The following is a 17,441-nucleotide window of genomic DNA, read 5'->3' as shown; positions in this document are numbered from 1 at the left end:
CACCCGAAAACAATTCCTAACTTACAGTATCCAATAATAGCAGGCTTTCTATGCGCAGATTTATACTAATGACCGTTGTTATGCTGGGCGTTCTTTTTGCAAATGCCCAGGTGCCAACCCCTGATCAGTTTCTCGGTTATCCCCTGGGAACACAGTTTACGCCACATTATAAAGTGGTAGACTATTTCAAACAGGTAGCCGCTACAGCGAAAAATGTAAAGCTGGAACAGTATGGCACTACCTATGAAGGCAGGCCGCTGGTGCTGGCAATTGTTGCTTCTCCTGAAAATGCCGGCCGGCTTGAGGAGATCCGGCAGCACAGCCTGGACATGTCCAACGCGAAAGGCAACAGCGCCGGCAATCAGCCGGTGATTGTCTGGTTAAGCTATAACGTGCACGGTAATGAAGCGGTTTCCACGGAAGCATCGATGAAGGCCCTCTACGAACTGGTGAATAACGCGAATGCACAAACGCAGCAGTGGCTGAAGAATACCGTGGTGGTAATTGACCCCTGCCTGAACCCCGATGGACGTGAAAGATATGTGAACTTCTATAACAACACCCGCGGCGCTACACCAAATGTAAACCGCTGGTCGAGGGAGCACAATGAACCCTGGCCAGGCGGAAGGGCTAATCATTACTACTTCGATCTGAACCGCGACTGGGCCTGGCAAACACAAAAAGAATCGCAGCAGCGGGTGGCGAAGTACAACCAGTGGATGCCACAGCTGCATGTGGATTTTCATGAGCAGGAAATAGAAGCGCCTTATTATTTTGCGCCTGCAGCAGAACCTTTTCATGACGCTATTACACCCTGGCAGCGCCAGTTGCAGGTGCTCATTGGTAAAAACAATGCGAAGTACTTTGATCAGCAGGGCTGGTTGTATTTCACAAAGGAACGTTTCGATCTGTTCTATCCCAGCTATGGCGATACCTATCCCATGTACAACGGCGCCATTGGCATGACGTACGAGCAGGGGGGCAGCGGAAGGGCAGGCGTGGCAGTACTGAAAAAAGACGGCGATACGCTTACACTGACCGACCGTATTGCGCATCATTTCACCACCAGCATGTCTACCATAGAAGTGGCGTCCCAACAGGCAGACAAGATTATCCAGGAGTATACCCAATACTTTGAAGCGGCGCAGAAAGCGCCACAGGGCGGGTATAAATCATATGTGGTGAAGGCCGGCGGCAACACCGAAAAGCTTAACACGCTGGCAGAACTGCTGCGTAAAAATAATATCGCATTCGGCTTTGGCGCCAACACCGGCAGCGCCAGCGGCTTCAATTACTTTACCGGCAAAACAGAAACGTTTACCATCGATAAAGAAGACCTGGTGATCAATGCCTATCAGCCACATTCCAATATGCTGCGGGTATTGTTTGAACCGGTCTCTCATTTAACAGATTCCATTACCTACGATATTACTGCATGGGCGTTGCCGTATGCTTACGGGTTAACTTCCTATGCGGTGAAGCTGCCGTTAACACCAGCGGCAGACGCGCCGGCGGCACGTAACAACGCGCCGTTGTCGATACAGCAACCCTATGCTTACCTGGCTAAATGGAACAGCGTGCGCGATGTGAAATTCCTGTCGGCGTTATTGCAAAACGATATTAAAGTACGGTTTACAGAAACACCGTTTACTGCCGGCGGTAAGGATTTCCCCGCAGGTACGCTTATTATTACCCGTTCGGGCAATACTGCCAAAGGAGATCAGTTCGACCGGTTCATCACCATGCAGGCCAATCATTTTAAGATTTCACTGGAAGCAGTGGCTACTGGGTTCGTAGATAAAGGAATGGACTTTGGCTCAGACAAGATCCGGTTTATCCGCAAGCCGGAAGTAACCCTGCTGGCAGGAAGAGGCATCTCTTCACTGGGCATGGGGGAGATATGGCATTTCTTTGAGCAGCAGCTGGATTTCCCTGTAACGGTAGTGGATGAACGAAATGTGGATGATATTAACTGGGACCGGACCGATGTGCTGATTTTAGCAGATGGGGATTATAAGATGTTTGAAGATAAAGCGGCTACCGACAAACTGAAAGAATGGGTGAATAACGGGGGAAAACTGATTGCACTGGAAAGTGCGGCGGTACAGGTAGCGGGCGTCGACTGGGGCATTAAACTGAAAAAGGAAGAAGAGAAAGATAAAGACGCCAAAGAGAAAGCCGCAGCAGCGCATCCGTATGATGCCGTGAAACCTTATGCCAACAGGGAGCGGGAAAGCATTAAACAGTTTATACCCGGCGCCATTTATAAAGTGCAGCTGGATACCACGCATCCGCTGGCTTTTGGTTACCCTGCTTTGTATTATACATTGAAGCAGGATGCGCATTTGTATGAGTTTATTGAAAGCAGCGGCTGGAATGTGGGCGTGTTAAAGAAAGACAGCTACCTCACCGGCTTTGTGGGGGCATCTACCCGGCAGCAGTTGAAAGACGGGCTGCTGTTTGGTGTGAAAGAAATAGGTAACGGATCAGTGATTATTCTTGCAGATAATCCCCTGTTCAGAAGTTTCTGGGAAAATGGCAAGCTGTTGTTTAGCAATGCAGTTTTCCTGGTGGGACAATAGTTTTACAGGTTCCTTTTTATATTACATCCCAGGGTATGGGAAGTGTTTACGCTGACAGGTTTGCCAGCCAGCATTTCGTTGATGGCATTCTGTAAGAGGCGTGTTTTTACAGCGTCTGCATTACCCGGACTGTCGTCAATTCCGCCCTTATAAGCGAGCAGGCTGTTTTTATCAAACAGGAAGCATTCGGGTGTATGATTGGCGTCGAAGGCATTGGCCAGTACCGCATTTTTATCTATCACATAATACCAGGTGAAATGCTGCGAGGTGGCATACTGCTTCATGGCGGCAAAGGATTCATTGCCGGTACGCGCAGCTTCGTTGGAGTTCACCATAATGATGCCGATCCGGTTTTTTGAAGCATACATGCAGATGTTACGCAGCCGTTCCTGGTTGCGCAGCATGTACGGGCATTGATTACTTCCAAAGATGACCAGCAATCCGTTGGCGCCTTTTGCTGCGCCCAATGAAATCTCTTTTCCGGAAATATCGGTACAGGCAATTTCTGACTTTGGTAAAGGAGATCCCGGTTCCAGGGGAACTTCCCGGTTTGGTTGAAAGGAAGAAAGTAAAATAGTACAGCAGGATAAATAAAAGGTGGCCTTTATCATAGCGTATGGTTTTCAGGTCCTGATTAAATATAGTAAAATGCTACAGGATATTCCTGTCTTTTTTCAAAGACAAATAATCGTTTAAGATATAATAAAAAAGAATAAGATAAAAATATTTGTCAGGGAATAAAAGAAGAAGTTGACGAGGTTTGTTATGCGGGCAGGGAAGTTTTTTTTGCTTCTTTTCTTGCGTCGCTGATGGTTCTGATGCTGGCATTCAGTTCAAACCCTACGAGGAGGATAAAGGAGTTGAAGAACACCCACAGCATGAGTACGAGAATGGTGCCGATAGATCCGTAAATCTTATTATAGTTGCCAAAATTATTCACAAACCAGGAGAACCCTATGGTCACCAGGATCATGCATATAGTGGCTACGGCGGCGCCGGCGGTAATGAATTTCCAGCGGGTGGTGGTAGCGGCGCCAATGCGGTACAGCACCGCATTCACCGAGTAAAAAAGCATAATGATCAGTACCCACCGGGCGATATCGATCACGTTCCGTAATAAGGTGCTGTGGATGCCGATGATGTTAAACAGCCAGCGGAGCGTAGCGCCTTGAGCAATGATGAGGGCAACGGTAATGAGCAGCAGGAAAACCAGTATGGCGGTGAGTTGCAGTGCTATCAGCCTGTTTTGCCACCATTTTCTTTTCCGGAAGCCGGCGCCCTGTATTTTACTGAAGGAACGAAGAATACCCATTACGCCGTTGGAGGAATAGAAGAATCCCATCAGGAAGGCGATAGAGAGCAATCCGTTGCGGTGTGTGTAGAGGAAGTCGTGGATCATTCCCCGCACAATCATATAGGTGTTGTAGTTGGGTGTCAGGTCTTCCGCCAGGTCGTAGAGGGTGGGCTCTATGTTTTGCACCGGGATGTATGGTACCAGTGTGAACAGGAAGATGAAAAATGGTGGAATGGCCAGGAGGAAGTTAAAGGAAATGGCCCTGGCGCGGTCTCCCAGTCCCCGGCTTTTGGTTTCCTGTCCGAAGTGTTTCAGTACGTCGTATAGTGGAATGCCTTCAAACCCGGGAAGGATCAGTGTTTTAGTCCTTGCCACCAGCCGGCGGTAGGGTTTTGAACGGAAGATGATGTTTTCGGGTCTGAAGGCCAAATTTGTTATTTTATTTAGAATCCTCTTTTATTCAGTTCTGCCTGGTATTTTCTTGCGTTTATCAGGTGCTCGGCATAGGTGGCTGCGAAAGCATGATAGCCGGAGAAGTCGGCTCTGGCACAAAAATAAAGGTAATCTGTTTCAGGAGTATTCAATACGGCATTTAAAGTTTTTTCCGAGGGCGTGCAAATGGGTCCCGGGGGCAGGCCGGCATAACGGTAAGTGTTATACGGCGAATCGAAGAGGGTATGATTTTCCCGGATCCTTTTCAGCCCGAAGTCCTGCAGTGCGAACTTCACGGTAGGATCTGCCTGGAGGCGCATGCCTTTGCGGTAGCGGTTGAGGTATACGCTGGCAACCATTGGCTTTTCATCGTTTTTATTGGTTTCTTCTTCCACGATGGAGCCAAGAATGGTTACTTCATTGGCGGTGAGGCCCAGTTTAGCGGCTTTTTCTTTTCTTTCCGCCGTCCAGAATTCTTCCCTTTCTTTTTCCAGTTTTTTAAATACGGCTTCTGCGCCGGTATTCCAGTAGAATTCGAATGTATTGGGGATGATGGCGCACATGACGGTATTGGTATCCAGGCCAAACTGGCGGAGGTATACCGGGTCATTTATCAGGGAGCGCATTACATTGGAATCTGCTTCCAGGTTGTTGGAGATCTTCCTGACGAAATCGTTTTTGGTGCGTAGTTTATTGATCACGAGTACCACCGGTGTTTGTTTTCCGGAGCGGAGCATGCGGGCAATGTCGAAGTTGCTCATGCCGTGGGTAATTTTATAGCGTCCTGCTTTTACGCGGTTGGGATAGTCGAGTTTTTCCGCCACCCAGTTAAAACTGTTGCGGTTGCGGATAATGCCCTGTTCTTCCAGTCCGTCGAGTACCGCTGAGTAGGTGCTGTTGGTGCGCACATAAAAGTATTTGCTGTCGCCAAATGGTTTGGTATTGGGGCCAAATACGCGGTAGGAGGTATATACCAGTGCACCGGCCGCCAAACAGCCGGCAATGACCAGTATCCGTCTTATCCAGACTGATTTTGCGCTGGATTGTTTGCTTTTCTTCGCCATAGATCGTGTTGGAAGTTACAAGTGGGCAAAGGCGTGATCAGCCAGGTTTTTCAATATACGCCGCCGGTTGCCATTAAAAAAAACCTCGCTTTTAACGGCGAGGTTTCAAATATTATTATGCTGATAGTGTTAATTACTTGTTGGGAGCAGGAGCCGGTGCCGGAGCAGGGGTGCCTGGTAACGGAGTTGATGGTGCCGGAGGCGCAATTGGCTGGCCAGCGGATGCTTTTTCTACTGCACTTGGTGCAACCTGCTGCACTTTGCTGCCTTTACCAATAAAGAAAGGAGCAGTGAGGCACAAGATGGCAATCAGTGCCGCCAGTATCCAGGTACCTTTTTCCAATACGTCAGTTGTCTGACGCACCCCAATCACCTGATTACCAACACCACCGAGGCTGCCGGAGAGTCCGCCACCTTTTGGGTTCTGGATCAGCACGAAGAAGCCCAACAACACACAGGCTAATATGATCAGGATACCAAAAATTATCAACATAGAAATTACTGTTTATTTTTATCTGTTTTTGACTTTAAGTCTAATATCTTTTGCGCAAAATAAGCGTTTTTGTCGGGATTAAGCAAACTTAATTTTTGATATATCTTAATCGCGTTGCCATACTGCTGCTGGCGTACCCAGATTTCGGCCAGGGTTTCTGAAACGATATCATTGTTGAATACAATGGAGTCCATCGCCATTTTTTCCACGGTTTCAGAAACTTCCGGTTCTTCCTCTTCTTCATACATCCGGTGTAACTGCTGGTGATACCAGTCTTTGCTGGTTTTCCCGGCAAAATTGTCTTTCATTTGCCGTAACCAGGAAGTAAAACTCTTCATTTCTGCCGCTCCTTGTTCGTTTAAATCATCTGCTTCATCGGGATTTTTAAGTCTCTTGTAAGCAAAATAATCATCTGTGTATAAAGGTTGAAAGATCAGTTCCGTTTCTTCTTCGGCCGCTGCCATCGGGAATATCTTAATAGGGCCGGAGGAAGTTGATTCTTCTTCATCCACGGCCTCTGCATGATCCTGCCCGTTGGTAGCCGCCGGCATTACTACCGGTGGTGGGAGTATTTCCGCGGTGGCGGTATGACTGGCGTTACCCGGTTCAAAATCCGCGACGGCGATGGGCGCCTCCGGTTCTTCCATTACCTCCGGGAGTGCATCTTCCGGAATAATGGCAGCTACGTGGTTTTCTACAACCTTTAACACTTCTTCTGCTGTAATCAGCTGATAAGCATAGTGATGCTGATCTGAATACAGGAGCGCTTTTTTTACGGCGGGGTGATGAAGGTTGCCGGTTTCCTGGTATACTTTTTTTGCCAGCAGGAGGCGGGCTGCGGAAAAATACGGGTGATCCGCTACCAGTTGCTCCATTGCCGCTTCATTCACCAACTCCAGGGAGGGTTGTAGAAACACATGTGCTATAATCCTGTTTGCCGTCATAGGTTGCTAATGTAATAAATTAATGATTACACACTACCAGTTTGCAAAAGCCCTGTTAAAGATATCATCTGTGATACCGGGAATAATATTGCTTTCCAGCAGATTGTTTTCCACGGAGCTGGGCAATTGCGTGGCCGGGAACTCTGCTGAGCGGGAGAAGGATTGGGTGAAGCCTTTTTTATCGCCTATCCTTTTAATGAAAGTAACGTTTACAGTAACATTGAGCCTGGAAGTAGCCGCCTGGTCCACATTGGTTACCGCCGCATTGGAAAAGGAGTAGCCGGTAATAGTGGCTTTGAACTCGTAATCGGCGCGGGGTTCTGTTTCGTTCACCTGTGTGAGACGGGTTTGTGAAGTAATCTTATCACGCAGTTTCATTGTCAGCTTCTGGCTCAGGGTCGGGTTATTGATGGGCGCCCTGTTTTCGATGAAGCGTACATTCACGGTGGTGGCTCCCTGTTCGATACTGGCGCCGGTGGTAGAGTACTTCACGCTACAACCTGCCAATATTGCCATTACGCCGATGGCTATAAATACTTTGATATTGCTGATCATTGTGGTGCTAAGATTAAGATTCGTTTATTCGGCGATATTATATTCTTTGAGTTTGCGGTAAAGCGTTCTTTCGGAAATACCGAGGTCCAGCGCGGCATCCTTACGTTTGCCTTTGTGTTTTTTCAGCGCTTTCACAATGAGTTCCTTCTCTTTGTCGGCAATAGATAATGTTTCTTCTACTTCTTCGTGATGATCAATTTTATTATCCGACAGGATAATGGGCTGTTGCGCTGGTCCCAGGCCGGCGCCGGGAGGCGTATTCATTTCTGCAGCGCCGGGATAAGTGTGCAGCACATGATTATCAGGATGATACTCAGCTGCATGTGGCATATTCGGATTTTGCAGGATGTCGAAGAACATTTTCTTTACTTCTGTTACATCTTTCTTCATATCGAAGAAAAGTTTGTACAGGATATCCCTCTCACTGTTAAAATCGCTGTTCTGCTGTGGCGCCGCCAACATGGGCAGGCGGTTCACTTCCGGTTGATCAGGGAGGAACCTTTTCAGATCATTGGCAGTTACCAGCTTATCTGAAGACAGAACGGAAATTTGTTCTGCAATATTTTTCAGCTCGCGGATATTACCTCTCCACGGGTAGTTCACCAGGATATTACGGGCTTCTTCATCCAGTTGTATCGAAGGTGTTTTATATTTTTCGGAGAAGTCGACCGAGAATTTTCTGAACAGCAAAGGAATATCTTCTTTACGGTCGCGGAGCGCAGGCACCCGGATGGGGACTGTGTTGAGCCTGTAGTAAAGATCCTCGCGGAACTTGCCCTGTTGGGTACGTTCCAGCAAATCGCGGTTAGTAGCGGCTACTACCCGCACGTCTGTTTTCTGTACTTTGGAGGAACCCACGCGGATATATTCACCGGTTTCCAGTACACGGAGCAGCCTTGCCTGTGTTCCCATTGGCATTTCGCCAATTTCATCGAGGAAAATAGTACCGCCGTTAACGGTTTCAAAGTAACCTTTACGGCTGTCGACCGCGCCGGTAAAGGATCCTTTCTCGTGACCGAAAAGCTCGGAGTCGATGGTACCTTCGGGGATAGCGCCGCAGTTAACGGCAATAAACGGATTATGTTTACGTGCGCTCAGGGCGTGAATGATCTGTGAAAAAACCTCTTTACCAACACCACTTTCACCGTTAATGAGTACCGTGAGATCGGTATTGGCTACCTGAACAGCCACCTGCAATGCGTAATTGAGCGCAGGACTACTACCAATAATGCCAAACCTGTTTTTTATAGCCTGTATGTCCATAAGCGGTTATTCATATGTTTGATGGTTTAAAATAGCTTCAGCTTCCGTTTTTAAAATGGGAAGATGATTATTGACGATATCCCACAGAATCCTGTAATTGATCCCATCATAGTCATGAACAATAATGTTCCTTGTTGCTTTTATTTTTTGCACCTCACTGATATTCAGATCGGGCTTTATTTTTAGCGCACAAATGACGGCTTCACCTATTATTTGTAATCCTGGCTGCAGAGCCTATCAGAAAGAGATATTTTACATGATGTTTATTGCAAGTATCTTTTATCTCTTCCAGGTGACGGGAAATAATCGGATTTATCATACTATCAATTATTTATTGCTAAACTACAGCTTTCCCGATCAAAGTACCTGATGTGCAGCTTTCCACTTTAACCATCACATAATCGCCTTTTTTAAAGTTTTCCTTTGGAAACACGATTACCTTGTTCTGATCGTTGCGGCCAAACAGCTGCTCATCGGAGCGTTTGGAAGTGCCTTCTACCAATACTTTGAACGTTTTGCCTACTTCTTTCAGCATGTTTTCCTGCGAAATATCGCGGTGCAACGCCACCACTTCGGCCAGTCTACTTTTCTTTACTTCTTCCGGAATATCATCTGTATACCGGCGTTCTGCCAGTGTACCCGGACGTTCGGAGTAGAAGTACATATAAGACAGGTCGTAGCGGGCATAGCGCATCAGACTGAGCGTATCCTGGTGATCTTCTTCAGTTTCCGTGCAGAAGCCGGTGATCACGTCGGTAGACAGGCCGCAGTCGGGGATCAGTTCACGGATGCGGTCTACCTTTTTGATATACCATTCGCGGGTATACGTACGGTTCATGAGCTGCAAGATGCGTGAACTGCCGCTTTGTACGGGCAGGTGAATATAATTGCAGATGTTATCGTACTTCAGCATGGTGAATAGTACTTCATCTGTAATGTCTTTCGGATGGGAAGTGCTGAAACGTACGCGCAGCAAAGGATTGATGAGCGCTACTCTTTCCAGCAGCATGGCGAATGTAATGGTTTCGCTGCCGTCGTTGCTGGTCCAGTAGTAGGAGTCAACATTCTGGCCCAGGAGCGTTACTTCGCGGTAGCCATTGGTGAAAAGCTCTTCAGCTTCCTTCACAATGGAATAGGCGTCGCGGCTGCGTTCACGGCCACGGGTAAACGGCACCACGCAGAAGGAACACATATTATTACAGCCCCGCATAATGGACACAAAAGAAGTAACCCCGTTGTTATCCAGTCGTACCGGGCTGATATCCCCATAGGTTTCCTCGCGGCTTAGCAATACATTCACCGACTTCTGACCGGTTCCTGCTTCTGCAATCAGCGCCGGGAGACTGCGGTAAGCGTCGGGGCCTACTACCAGGTCTACCAGTTTCTCTTCTTCCAGCAGTTTACCTTTGATGCGTTCGGCCATGCAGCCTAAAACACCCACCAGCATGCCGGGGGTTTGCTGCTTTATTTTTTTGAATTCAGTAAGACGTTTACGTACGGTTTGTTCCGCTTTTTCGCGGATAGAGCAGGTATTGAGGAGTATGAGGCTGGCTTCTTCCGCATTGCGGGTAGGGCCATAGCCTTCCTCGCCCAGGATGGAGGCAACAATTTCACTGTCGTTGAAATTCATTGCACAACCATAACTTTCAATGTAAAATTTTTTAGTATATGTTTGGGTGCCAGTCGTTGCAGGAGCAAAAGCTTCTCCCTGGCGACTTTCATCATGCACTTTGGTATCCAGATCAAGCATCCTGACAAAAATTTTGGAAGGCAAAAATAGGTAATAAAAATAACAAAATGACAGAATGGCAGAAAATAGTATTTCCGGATGATTAATGTGCTCTATAAAAGGACATTAATGATCCGGAAACAGATAATATGGTTTTTACGCTGTATACCCGGTGTATCCACGGAGTATGCCCGGAGGAAAGGTGGACTTGAAGCGCTAACGCCCTGCCAGTTTAAAGTTACGCGGTTTTTAACTTCAGCTTTGTGGCTATCCAGCTGTTTTTCAGCGGCTGAAGCCAGCGGGTATCCAGTTCCTGCCTGGTAAGTACGGTATTGTTCAGGTAGATGGTATTTTCATCGATATAACCTTTCTCCAGTGCATAGCTGACCTGGGCCATAGGCAATAACTCCACTTTATCTTTTACGATGAAGCCGAGCAGGAGGCGGTCGAACATATTAACACTGTACTGCTGTTCTATACTTTTGATAATGCGAACGGAACTATCTGTGCTGCAGCCACTTACGGCGGTCTGCGATTCATCTGCCATCAATACGATCACCTGGTTCAGCACCACCCGTCCCCAGCCTTTTACGGGAGCGCCGTGGGCGTTCCACTGGGCGGTGAACTGGTGCAACTGCTCGTTAATTTCCAGTATCTCCTGTTCATTGAATGGTCTGTTGCTCTGGTATATCCAAACCCTGGAGGCGGGAGAAAAGCCTGAAGGGAAGATGTTGCTGGTATTCATAACACAAATTTAGGTAAATGGATTCATTTCATGCTCTCTGCGATCAGTTCTGCTATATCCAGCACCTTTACGGATTCTTCCTTGCCGGCGTCTTTTACGCCATCGGTAAGCATGGTCATACAAAAAGGACAATTGGAGGCGATCACGGCCGCCCCGGTAGCTACGGCCTCACGTCCGCGTTCAAAGTTAATGCGGGTGGCGCCTTTTTCTTCTTCCTTGAACATTTGTGCGCCGCCGGCGCCGCAGCAAAGGCCATTGCTTTTGCAGCGTTTCATTTCCACGAGTTCGGCGTCCAGGGTTTCCAATACCTTGCGGGGCGCTTCATATATATTATTGGCGCGGCCCAGGTAGCAGGAATCATGATAAGTTATTTTTTTTGCCTTTGAAGGTGCCGCCTTCCTGCATCTTTATTTTTCCTTCGTCGATCAGCGACTGGAGGAAGGTGGTATGATGTATTACTTCGTAGTTACCTCCCAGTGCGGGATATTCATTTTTCAGCGTATTAAAACAATGCGGGCAGGCAGTAACGATCTTCTTTACTTCATACATATTCAGCAACTGGATATTATTCTGCGCCATCATCTGGAAAATAAACTCGTTACCTGCTCTTCTTGCCGGATCCCCGGTGCAGCTTTCTTCTTTTCCCAAAATGGCAAAACGGACGCCCACTTTTTCAAGGATGGTAGCAAATGCCCGGGTTATTTTCTGGGCACGCTGATCAAAACTCCCTGCACATCCCACCCAGAACAGTACTTCCGGGGTTTCTCCGTTTGCGGCATATTCTGCCATTGTCTTAATATGCATTCTTGTTATTTTAAATTAATACCGAAAATGATTGCATGCAATCAAATGAAAAGCCGAAAAGTCATGCAACTGTCTAAAATTTGGGTGTATCCTTTAAATTCCGACACTTGCTTACTATTATTACTGTTTATATCTTTAAGACGAATTGAATATAAAGATAAAAAACAGAACCGCACAAATTTTAAATCTAACTGAATTGTACGCCAGCCTGAATGATAAGGAGCTATGGATCAAGGTAGTGGAAGGCGATAAGGATGCATTGTCTTTTATTTATACACAGCATTTCCCCGCACTGTTCAACTATGGAATGAAGATTCATCCCGATGAAACCATCGTGAAGGATTGTATACACGATCTTTTTGTGACACTCTGGTTCAGCCGGGAGCGTTTATCCATTACTGATACCATTCGTTTTTACCTGCTGGCCAGTCTTAAAAGGAATATCATCCGCAGTCTGAAGCCCCTGTATGTTCCCAGTATGTTTGATCATTCGATGGATAAAGCTGATTTCAGCACCAACCCGGAACAGATCATCATGGGGCGGGAGTCGGAGAGGGAGCAGCAGCAGAAACTGGTAAAAGTGATCAACCAGTTGCCACGCCGGCAGCAGGAGGTATTGCACCTGCGTTATTTCCAGGGCCTGGATACAAAGGAAGCCGCCGCGTTGATGTCGCTCAGCGTGAATGCCACGTATGTGCTGCTGTCGCAGGCATTGCGCTTTCTCAAAAAGCACAGCGACAAACTGGTTACCCTCTTTTTATTATGGCCATTTTAATGAGTGTTTAACAGACAATTGAAAGGCGGCAAAAAAAAATAAAAAAAAGTGGCGCCGGAACGCTAAGATTTTAACACCGGTTTACTTTACACTATAAGTATTGAAGATGAGATTCAGGGAATTCACTATTTCAGATTTTTTGCAGGAACCTTCTTTCCGGAGCTGGGTGCTGGATAACAATGCCACCGCCACCGCTTTCTGGGAGGAATGGATGGGCAATAATCCGGATAAGCGTGAAACCGTAATGCAGGCCAGGCAATGGCTGCAGGTAATAGGTTCCCCTTCCTGGGTACCTGATGCTGCCGCAGAAGCGGATACCTGGAACCGTATTGAACAAACCATCGACAAAACAGAAAAATCAGGCAAACCGGGCATTTTTGCCCTGCAGCCGGTAATGAATACCATTAAAAACAGGAGATGGCTGCCTTATGCAGCTGTATTGGCCGGTATTGCAGTTTTATATGCCGCTGCTTTTTTCCTGTTCTCCGGCGGGGAAGTACATCAGGCTACCCAAATGGGAGAACTGAAAACCATCCTGCTGCCCGACAGCTCCGAGATCCGGCTGAACGTGAATTCTTCCGTGAGATATGCGGAGAAATGGAATGCAAAGGATGCCCGCGAAGTATGGATTGAAGGAGAAGCATTTTTTACGGTAACGCATAAACACAATAACCAGCGTTTTGTAGTGCATACGCGCGACATGGACGTACAGGTAACAGGCACCGCTTTTAATGTTAACACCCGGCGGGTGCAAACACAGGTAGTACTGAACAACGGCGTGGTGAAACTGGCGCTGCGTCCCCGCGGAAGCGATACGGCAGCATCTATCATCATGAAGCCCGGCGACATGATCACTTACTCAGCCACCACCAATGAGCTGACCAATAAAAAAGTAGACCCGGAAGTATATTCTTCCTGGCAAAGTAAAAAGCTATTATTTACAGATACGCCCATTACAGAAGTCATTAAATCCCTGCAGGATAACCTGGGCATCACTATTGAGCTCCAGGAAGAAAGCCTCGGCAGGCAAACATTTACAGGAACAGTACCTACAGATAATGTAGAAGTATTTTTCAGAACATTATCCAGATCGTTACAGGTAACCGTTACAAAAACGGGCGCCCGGACATACAGGATCAACCAACAATAGTATTTGAACTGACATAATAAACAATGCCCTGCCCGCCGTATCCGGGAAGGGGAAACTTATGCACCGATGAAATTATAATCAGCCATAATAACGAGGTAACAATTATTCAACCAACCTAATCTATTGCTATGATAGAATTTTACGCCAGGCGTGTTGGCGGAAGCATGGCTATGGCCCTGCTGATACAGCTTTGTGTGTCGCCGGCTACAGCGGCGCCTTTGCACCGTCAACATGATGTATTGTATGCCACTGCCCGCCCGGTTACACAGCAGCAGCCACTTCCCCTGAAGGAGGTTATTGCGATACTGGAAGACCGGTATAAGATACGTATCAACTATACGGGCAACACCATCAAAGACCTGAAAGCAACGGTTCCTTCGCCAAAAACAGCATCGGTTAAAATGCAGGCTTACCTGCAACGCCTGATGCAGCCACTAAACCTGGAGGTAGAAGAAGCCGGCGCGGATAATTATATCATCTTCCGGAAAGATGCGCCTGCTCCGCCTGCTTCCGCACCGAAGCAACAGGCGCCGGTTGCGACCCCGGCAGCAGCTGTAGTAACCACCGCCCCTGCACCGGTGCAGGAGGTACCCATGCATCCGCCGGTGAAAGGACAGGTAACGCAGGAAGACGGTGTGCCTATCCCCGGCGTCACTATCGTGGTGAAAGGTACCCGCAATGGCGTACAAACCAACGCAGATGGCCGCTTTGAACTGAGAGACGTTCCCGATAACGCTGTACTGGTTTTTAGCTACATCGGCTTTAAAACACAGGAAATAAAAGCAGGAAAACGTACTTCCATTTCCGTTACCCTGCTCACCGATATGCAGTCGCTGAAAGATGTGGTGGTAAACGGTTATCAGAATATCAAGAAAGATAATTTCACCGGATCGGCTATTACTATTACGGGAGAAGAGCTAAAACGATTCAACCCCCAGAATATCCTGGCCAGTATCCAATCTTTCGACCCTTCTTTTAAACTCGTAGAGAATAATTTCTCCGGTTCCAACCCCAATGCGCTGCCCAACATCAATGTAAGAGGCACTACCGCATTGCCTACCGGCAAAACCACGGAACTCACCCGCAACCAGATCAACAGCACACCCAACCTGCCGTTGTTTGTAATTGATGGTTACCCGGTTCCGGTGCAGTCGGTATACGACCTTGATCCCAACAGGATCGCGGCAGTAACCCTGCTGAAAGATGCAGCAGCCACCGCAGTTTATGGCTCCCGTGCCGCCAACGGCGTACTCGTGATCACTACCCGCCCTCCGAAAGAAGGCAAGTTGTCGCTCACCTATGGCTATGAACTGAATGTTACCACACCAGACCTCACGGCATACAACCTGCTCAACGGCGAACAGAAACTGGAATATGAGCGACTGTCGGGGGTATACGAAAATGCATTAGGACAAGGGCAGGACGAACTGCAGATGCAGTACTACGCCAAACGGAGGAATGTACTGGCGGGTGTAAATACCTACTGGCTGTCGCAGCCACTTGCCACCGATTTTGGTCATAAACATTCCGTGACGCTGGAAGGCGGATCACAGTCGCTAAAATATATTATCGACGGCCGTTACCAAACCAATGCAGGAGCGATGAAAGGCTCGGGACGCGACCGTTACAGTCTCGCTACCAACCTGCAATACAACCTGAAAGATAATAAGGTACTGTTCCGCAACCAGTTTACCATCTCGCAGGTAAACGGCCGTGAATCGCCTTACGGGGAGTTTTCCACCTATGCGCGCATGAATCCTTATTTCCCTAAAACCGATTCTACCGGCAAGCTGCTGCGGGAACTGGATAAATGGAATGTGCCGGATTACGCAACCAATGGCATGAAGCTCAACACCGTGCTGAACCCCATGTATGAAGCTACCCTTGCCAGCTTCAACAAATCAGAATACCTGGAGTTTACCGACGCCTTTTCTGCTGAATATAATATCACCAATACTTTGAGACTCCGCGGAGACTTCAGCTTAACCAAACGCCGCTCTACCGCCGATCAGTTCATTTCTCCCTATAGCAACGACTTTTTTGATAAAACCGGCGACGACCTGAAAGACCGTGGCAGCTATACTTTCGGCGTTCGTGATGAGATACAGTACAATGGTAACCTGGTATTGAATTACAACAAAGGAATAGGCGATCACTTCTTCAACACTTCGCTCGGGTTAAACATGCAAGACGCTAAAAGCTCCCTGAAAACCTTTAAGGCGCAAGGGTTTACCAACGACCGGTTTACCGATATCACCTTTGCCAGAACCTACGAAAAAGATAAAGCGCCTACCGGCGAAACGTATGAAGAAAGACTGATTGGCGCGCTTGCAAGTATTAACTATTCTTATCAGAACCGCCTGCTGATGGACGCCACGCTACGGGTTGACGGATCTTCCAAGTTCGGGGTAGATGCACGCATGGCGCCTTTCTGGTCGTATGGCCTCGGATGGAACCTGCACAACGAAAAGTTTTTGCGTAACACGATTGTATCGCAGCTGAAACTGAGAGCCACCACCGGTTTAACAGGGGAAGTATCTTTCCCTGCTTATTTGTCCAATACTACTTATGAGTATTATACTGGCGACTGGTACTCTACCGGCGTAGGAGCGCATTTTAAAGCGTATGGCAACTCCAACCTGAAATGGCAGCGCACACAAAACTACGACCTGGGTGCAGAACTCGGCCTGTTCCACGACCGGTTGTATGTAGCGCCCCGCTATTATTATAAACGCACCAAGGATCTGCTGGCAGATATCAATGTAGCGCCTTCCACCGGTTTTTACCAGTATAAAGAGAACCTGGGAGAAATGGTGAATAAAGGATATGAGTTTAACATCCGTGGAAACGTATACCGTAACCGCGATATGTCTGTAAACCTCTGGGTCAACATGGTGCATAATACCAACGTTATCACCAAAATATCCAATGCGCTCAAAGCCTATAACGATGATATCGACAAGCAACAAAATGAAAAAGATGAATTGAAATCTTTATCGCTGCTGCGCTATAAAGAAGGCCAATCCATGAATACCATTTACGCAGTACGGTCGCTGGGCATTGATCCTGAAAACGGTAAAGAAATTTTCCTGAACCAGGATGGCTCCAAAACGTATATCTATGATGTAAAAAATACGGTGCCGGTAGGGGACCAAACACCCAAGCTGGAAGGCTTCTTTGGCGGCAACGTGGTGTATAAGAGCTGGATGCTGGAAGTGAGCTTCTATACCAAGTTTGGCGGCGACTACTACAACCAGACGTTGCTGGACCGTGTGGAAAATGCAGATCCCAGATTTAACGTAGACTCCCGCGTGCTAACTGACCGGTGGAAGCAACCGGGAGATGTTACTTTCTACAAAGACATTGCGGATCAGTCGTTGACCAGGGCTTCTTCCCGGTTTGTACAAAAAGAAAACAGGCTGGAATTTAAATCGCTGTACCTCTCTTACGAAGCGCCTGCAGCCTTCTACAACCGTTTGAAGATGAGAAGCCTCCGGCTTTCCCTCAATATGAATGATATCGGCTACTGGTCTACCGTAGCGGCAGAAAGAGGTATTGACTATCCGTTTGCCAGGAGCTTCACTTTCTCACTTCAAACAAGGTTCTAAAAT

General features: G+C 47.5%; 16 protein-coding genes. 4 read left to right on the top strand and 12 right to left on the bottom strand.

Annotated features, from left to right (window positions below):
- Window positions 1-50: 50 nt before the first annotated feature.
- Entirely contained in the window at window positions 51-2,582 is a 2,532-nt protein-coding gene (locus QFZ48_RS02240) for a M14 family metallopeptidase (RefSeq protein ID WP_429060955.1), read from the top strand.
- A gap of 2 nt (window positions 2,583-2,584) precedes the next feature.
- Here the strand turns inward: QFZ48_RS02240 and QFZ48_RS02235 are convergent, their stop codons facing one another.
- The 12 genes from QFZ48_RS02235 to QFZ48_RS02180 form a co-directional block, all read right to left on the bottom strand.
- Window positions 2,585-3,193 carry a redoxin family protein gene (locus tag QFZ48_RS02235; RefSeq protein WP_429046094.1) on the bottom strand — a complete coding sequence of 203 codons (609 nt, stop codon included), beginning with the start codon at window positions 3,191-3,193 and terminating at the stop codon, window positions 2,585-2,587.
- Window positions 3,194-3,345: 152 nt separating this feature from the next.
- Window positions 3,346-4,305 (bottom strand): YihY/virulence factor BrkB family protein, encoded by a 960-nt coding sequence (locus QFZ48_RS02230; RefSeq protein ID WP_429046095.1) that lies wholly within the window; start codon window positions 4,303-4,305, stop codon window positions 3,346-3,348.
- A gap of 14 nt (window positions 4,306-4,319) precedes the next feature.
- Entirely contained in the window at window positions 4,320-5,372 is a 1,053-nt protein-coding gene (mltG, locus tag QFZ48_RS02225) for an endolytic transglycosylase MltG (protein ID WP_429046096.1), read from the bottom strand.
- A gap of 133 nt (window positions 5,373-5,505) precedes the next feature.
- Complete coding sequence (gene secG, locus QFZ48_RS02220) at window positions 5,506-5,865, bottom strand: preprotein translocase subunit SecG (protein ID WP_429046097.1); 360 nt, start codon at window positions 5,863-5,865, stop codon at window positions 5,506-5,508.
- Window positions 5,866-5,870: 5 nt separating this feature from the next.
- Window positions 5,871-6,809: a hypothetical protein gene (locus QFZ48_RS02215; RefSeq protein WP_429060952.1), complete on the bottom strand. Its 939-nt coding sequence runs from the start codon at window positions 6,807-6,809 to the stop codon at window positions 5,871-5,873.
- 33 nt (window positions 6,810-6,842) lie between these two features.
- Window positions 6,843-7,364, bottom strand: coding sequence for an LPS assembly lipoprotein LptE (gene lptE, locus QFZ48_RS02210; RefSeq protein WP_370912673.1), 522 nt, complete (start codon window positions 7,362-7,364; stop codon window positions 6,843-6,845).
- Window positions 7,365-7,388: 24 nt separating this feature from the next.
- Entirely contained in the window at window positions 7,389-8,627 is a 1,239-nt protein-coding gene (locus QFZ48_RS02205; RefSeq protein WP_370912672.1) for a sigma-54 interaction domain-containing protein, read from the bottom strand.
- A 6-nt stretch (window positions 8,628-8,633) separates the two neighbouring features.
- Window positions 8,634-8,837 (bottom strand): HepT-like ribonuclease domain-containing protein, encoded by a 204-nt coding sequence (locus tag QFZ48_RS02200; protein ID WP_429065451.1) that lies wholly within the window; start codon window positions 8,835-8,837, stop codon window positions 8,634-8,636.
- Window positions 8,838-8,964: 127 nt separating this feature from the next.
- Window positions 8,965-10,377, bottom strand: a complete 1,413-nt coding sequence (gene miaB, locus QFZ48_RS02195; protein ID WP_429060949.1) for a tRNA (N6-isopentenyl adenosine(37)-C2)-methylthiotransferase MiaB — start codon at window positions 10,375-10,377, stop codon at window positions 8,965-8,967.
- A 217-nt stretch (window positions 10,378-10,594) separates the two neighbouring features.
- Entirely contained in the window at window positions 10,595-11,101 is a 507-nt protein-coding gene (locus tag QFZ48_RS02190; RefSeq protein WP_429046103.1) for a hypothetical protein, read from the bottom strand.
- 23 nt (window positions 11,102-11,124) lie between these two features.
- Window positions 11,125-11,430 carry a heterodisulfide reductase-related iron-sulfur binding cluster gene (locus tag QFZ48_RS02185; protein WP_429065449.1) on the bottom strand — a complete coding sequence of 102 codons (306 nt, stop codon included), beginning with the start codon at window positions 11,428-11,430 and terminating at the stop codon, window positions 11,125-11,127.
- Window positions 11,431-11,458: 28 nt separating this feature from the next.
- Window positions 11,459-11,905, bottom strand: a complete 447-nt coding sequence (locus tag QFZ48_RS02180) for a (Fe-S)-binding protein (RefSeq protein WP_429060946.1) — start codon at window positions 11,903-11,905, stop codon at window positions 11,459-11,461.
- A gap of 196 nt (window positions 11,906-12,101) precedes the next feature.
- Between QFZ48_RS02180 and QFZ48_RS02175 the strand changes: the two genes are divergently transcribed.
- The 3 genes from QFZ48_RS02175 to QFZ48_RS02165 all read left to right on the top strand — a co-directional run bounded on the left by QFZ48_RS02175 (window position 12,102) and on the right by QFZ48_RS02165 (window position 17,438).
- A complete protein-coding gene (locus QFZ48_RS02175) occupies window positions 12,102-12,680 on the top strand; it encodes an RNA polymerase sigma factor (RefSeq protein WP_370912668.1) in 579 nt (192 codons plus the stop codon).
- Window positions 12,681-12,786: 106 nt separating this feature from the next.
- Window positions 12,787-13,830, top strand: a complete 1,044-nt coding sequence (locus QFZ48_RS02170; protein ID WP_429046111.1) for a FecR family protein — start codon at window positions 12,787-12,789, stop codon at window positions 13,828-13,830.
- A gap of 128 nt (window positions 13,831-13,958) precedes the next feature.
- The gene (locus tag QFZ48_RS02165) at window positions 13,959-17,438 is read left to right on the top strand and encodes a SusC/RagA family TonB-linked outer membrane protein (RefSeq protein ID WP_429046112.1); all 3,480 of its coding nucleotides are present in this window, start codon (window positions 13,959-13,961) and stop codon (window positions 17,436-17,438) included.
- Window positions 17,439-17,441: the final 3 nt, after the last annotated feature.

It is taken from the genome of Chitinophaga sp. W2I13, assembly GCF_050434005.1.
Taxonomy (GTDB): domain Bacteria; phylum Bacteroidota; class Bacteroidia; order Chitinophagales; family Chitinophagaceae; genus Chitinophaga.
Note: the sequence above shows the minus strand (reverse complement) of the source record. Positions and strands in the feature narration are given on the sequence as shown.

Excerpts from the sequence above, each read along its gene's own strand:
- QFZ48_RS02240 (WP_429060955.1), top strand. The coding sequence starts at position 51 with ATGCGCAGATTTATACTAATGACCGTTGTTATGCTGGGCGTTCTTTTT.
- QFZ48_RS02235 (WP_429046094.1), bottom strand. The coding sequence starts at position 3,193 with ATGATAAAGGCCACCTTTTATTTATCCTGCTGTACTATTTTACTTTCT.
- mltG (WP_429046096.1), bottom strand. The coding sequence starts at position 5,372 with ATGGCGAAGAAAAGCAAACAATCCAGCGCAAAATCAGTCTGGATAAGA.
- secG (WP_429046097.1), bottom strand. The coding sequence starts at position 5,865 with ATGTTGATAATTTTTGGTATCCTGATCATATTAGCCTGTGTGTTGTTG.
- QFZ48_RS02215 (WP_429060952.1), bottom strand. The coding sequence starts at position 6,809 with ATGACGGCAAACAGGATTATAGCACATGTGTTTCTACAACCCTCCCTG.
- lptE (WP_370912673.1), bottom strand. The coding sequence starts at position 7,364 with ATGATCAGCAATATCAAAGTATTTATAGCCATCGGCGTAATGGCAATA.
- QFZ48_RS02205 (WP_370912672.1), bottom strand. The coding sequence starts at position 8,627 with ATGGACATACAGGCTATAAAAAACAGGTTTGGCATTATTGGTAGTAGT.
- miaB (WP_429060949.1), bottom strand. The coding sequence starts at position 10,377 with ATGCTTGATCTGGATACCAAAGTGCATGATGAAAGTCGCCAGGGAGAA.
- QFZ48_RS02190 (WP_429046103.1), bottom strand. The coding sequence starts at position 11,101 with ATGAATACCAGCAACATCTTCCCTTCAGGCTTTTCTCCCGCCTCCAGG.
- QFZ48_RS02180 (WP_429060946.1), bottom strand. The coding sequence starts at position 11,905 with ATGCATATTAAGACAATGGCAGAATATGCCGCAAACGGAGAAACCCCG.
- QFZ48_RS02170 (WP_429046111.1), top strand. The coding sequence starts at position 12,787 with ATGAGATTCAGGGAATTCACTATTTCAGATTTTTTGCAGGAACCTTCT.
- QFZ48_RS02165 (WP_429046112.1), top strand. The coding sequence starts at position 13,959 with ATGATAGAATTTTACGCCAGGCGTGTTGGCGGAAGCATGGCTATGGCC.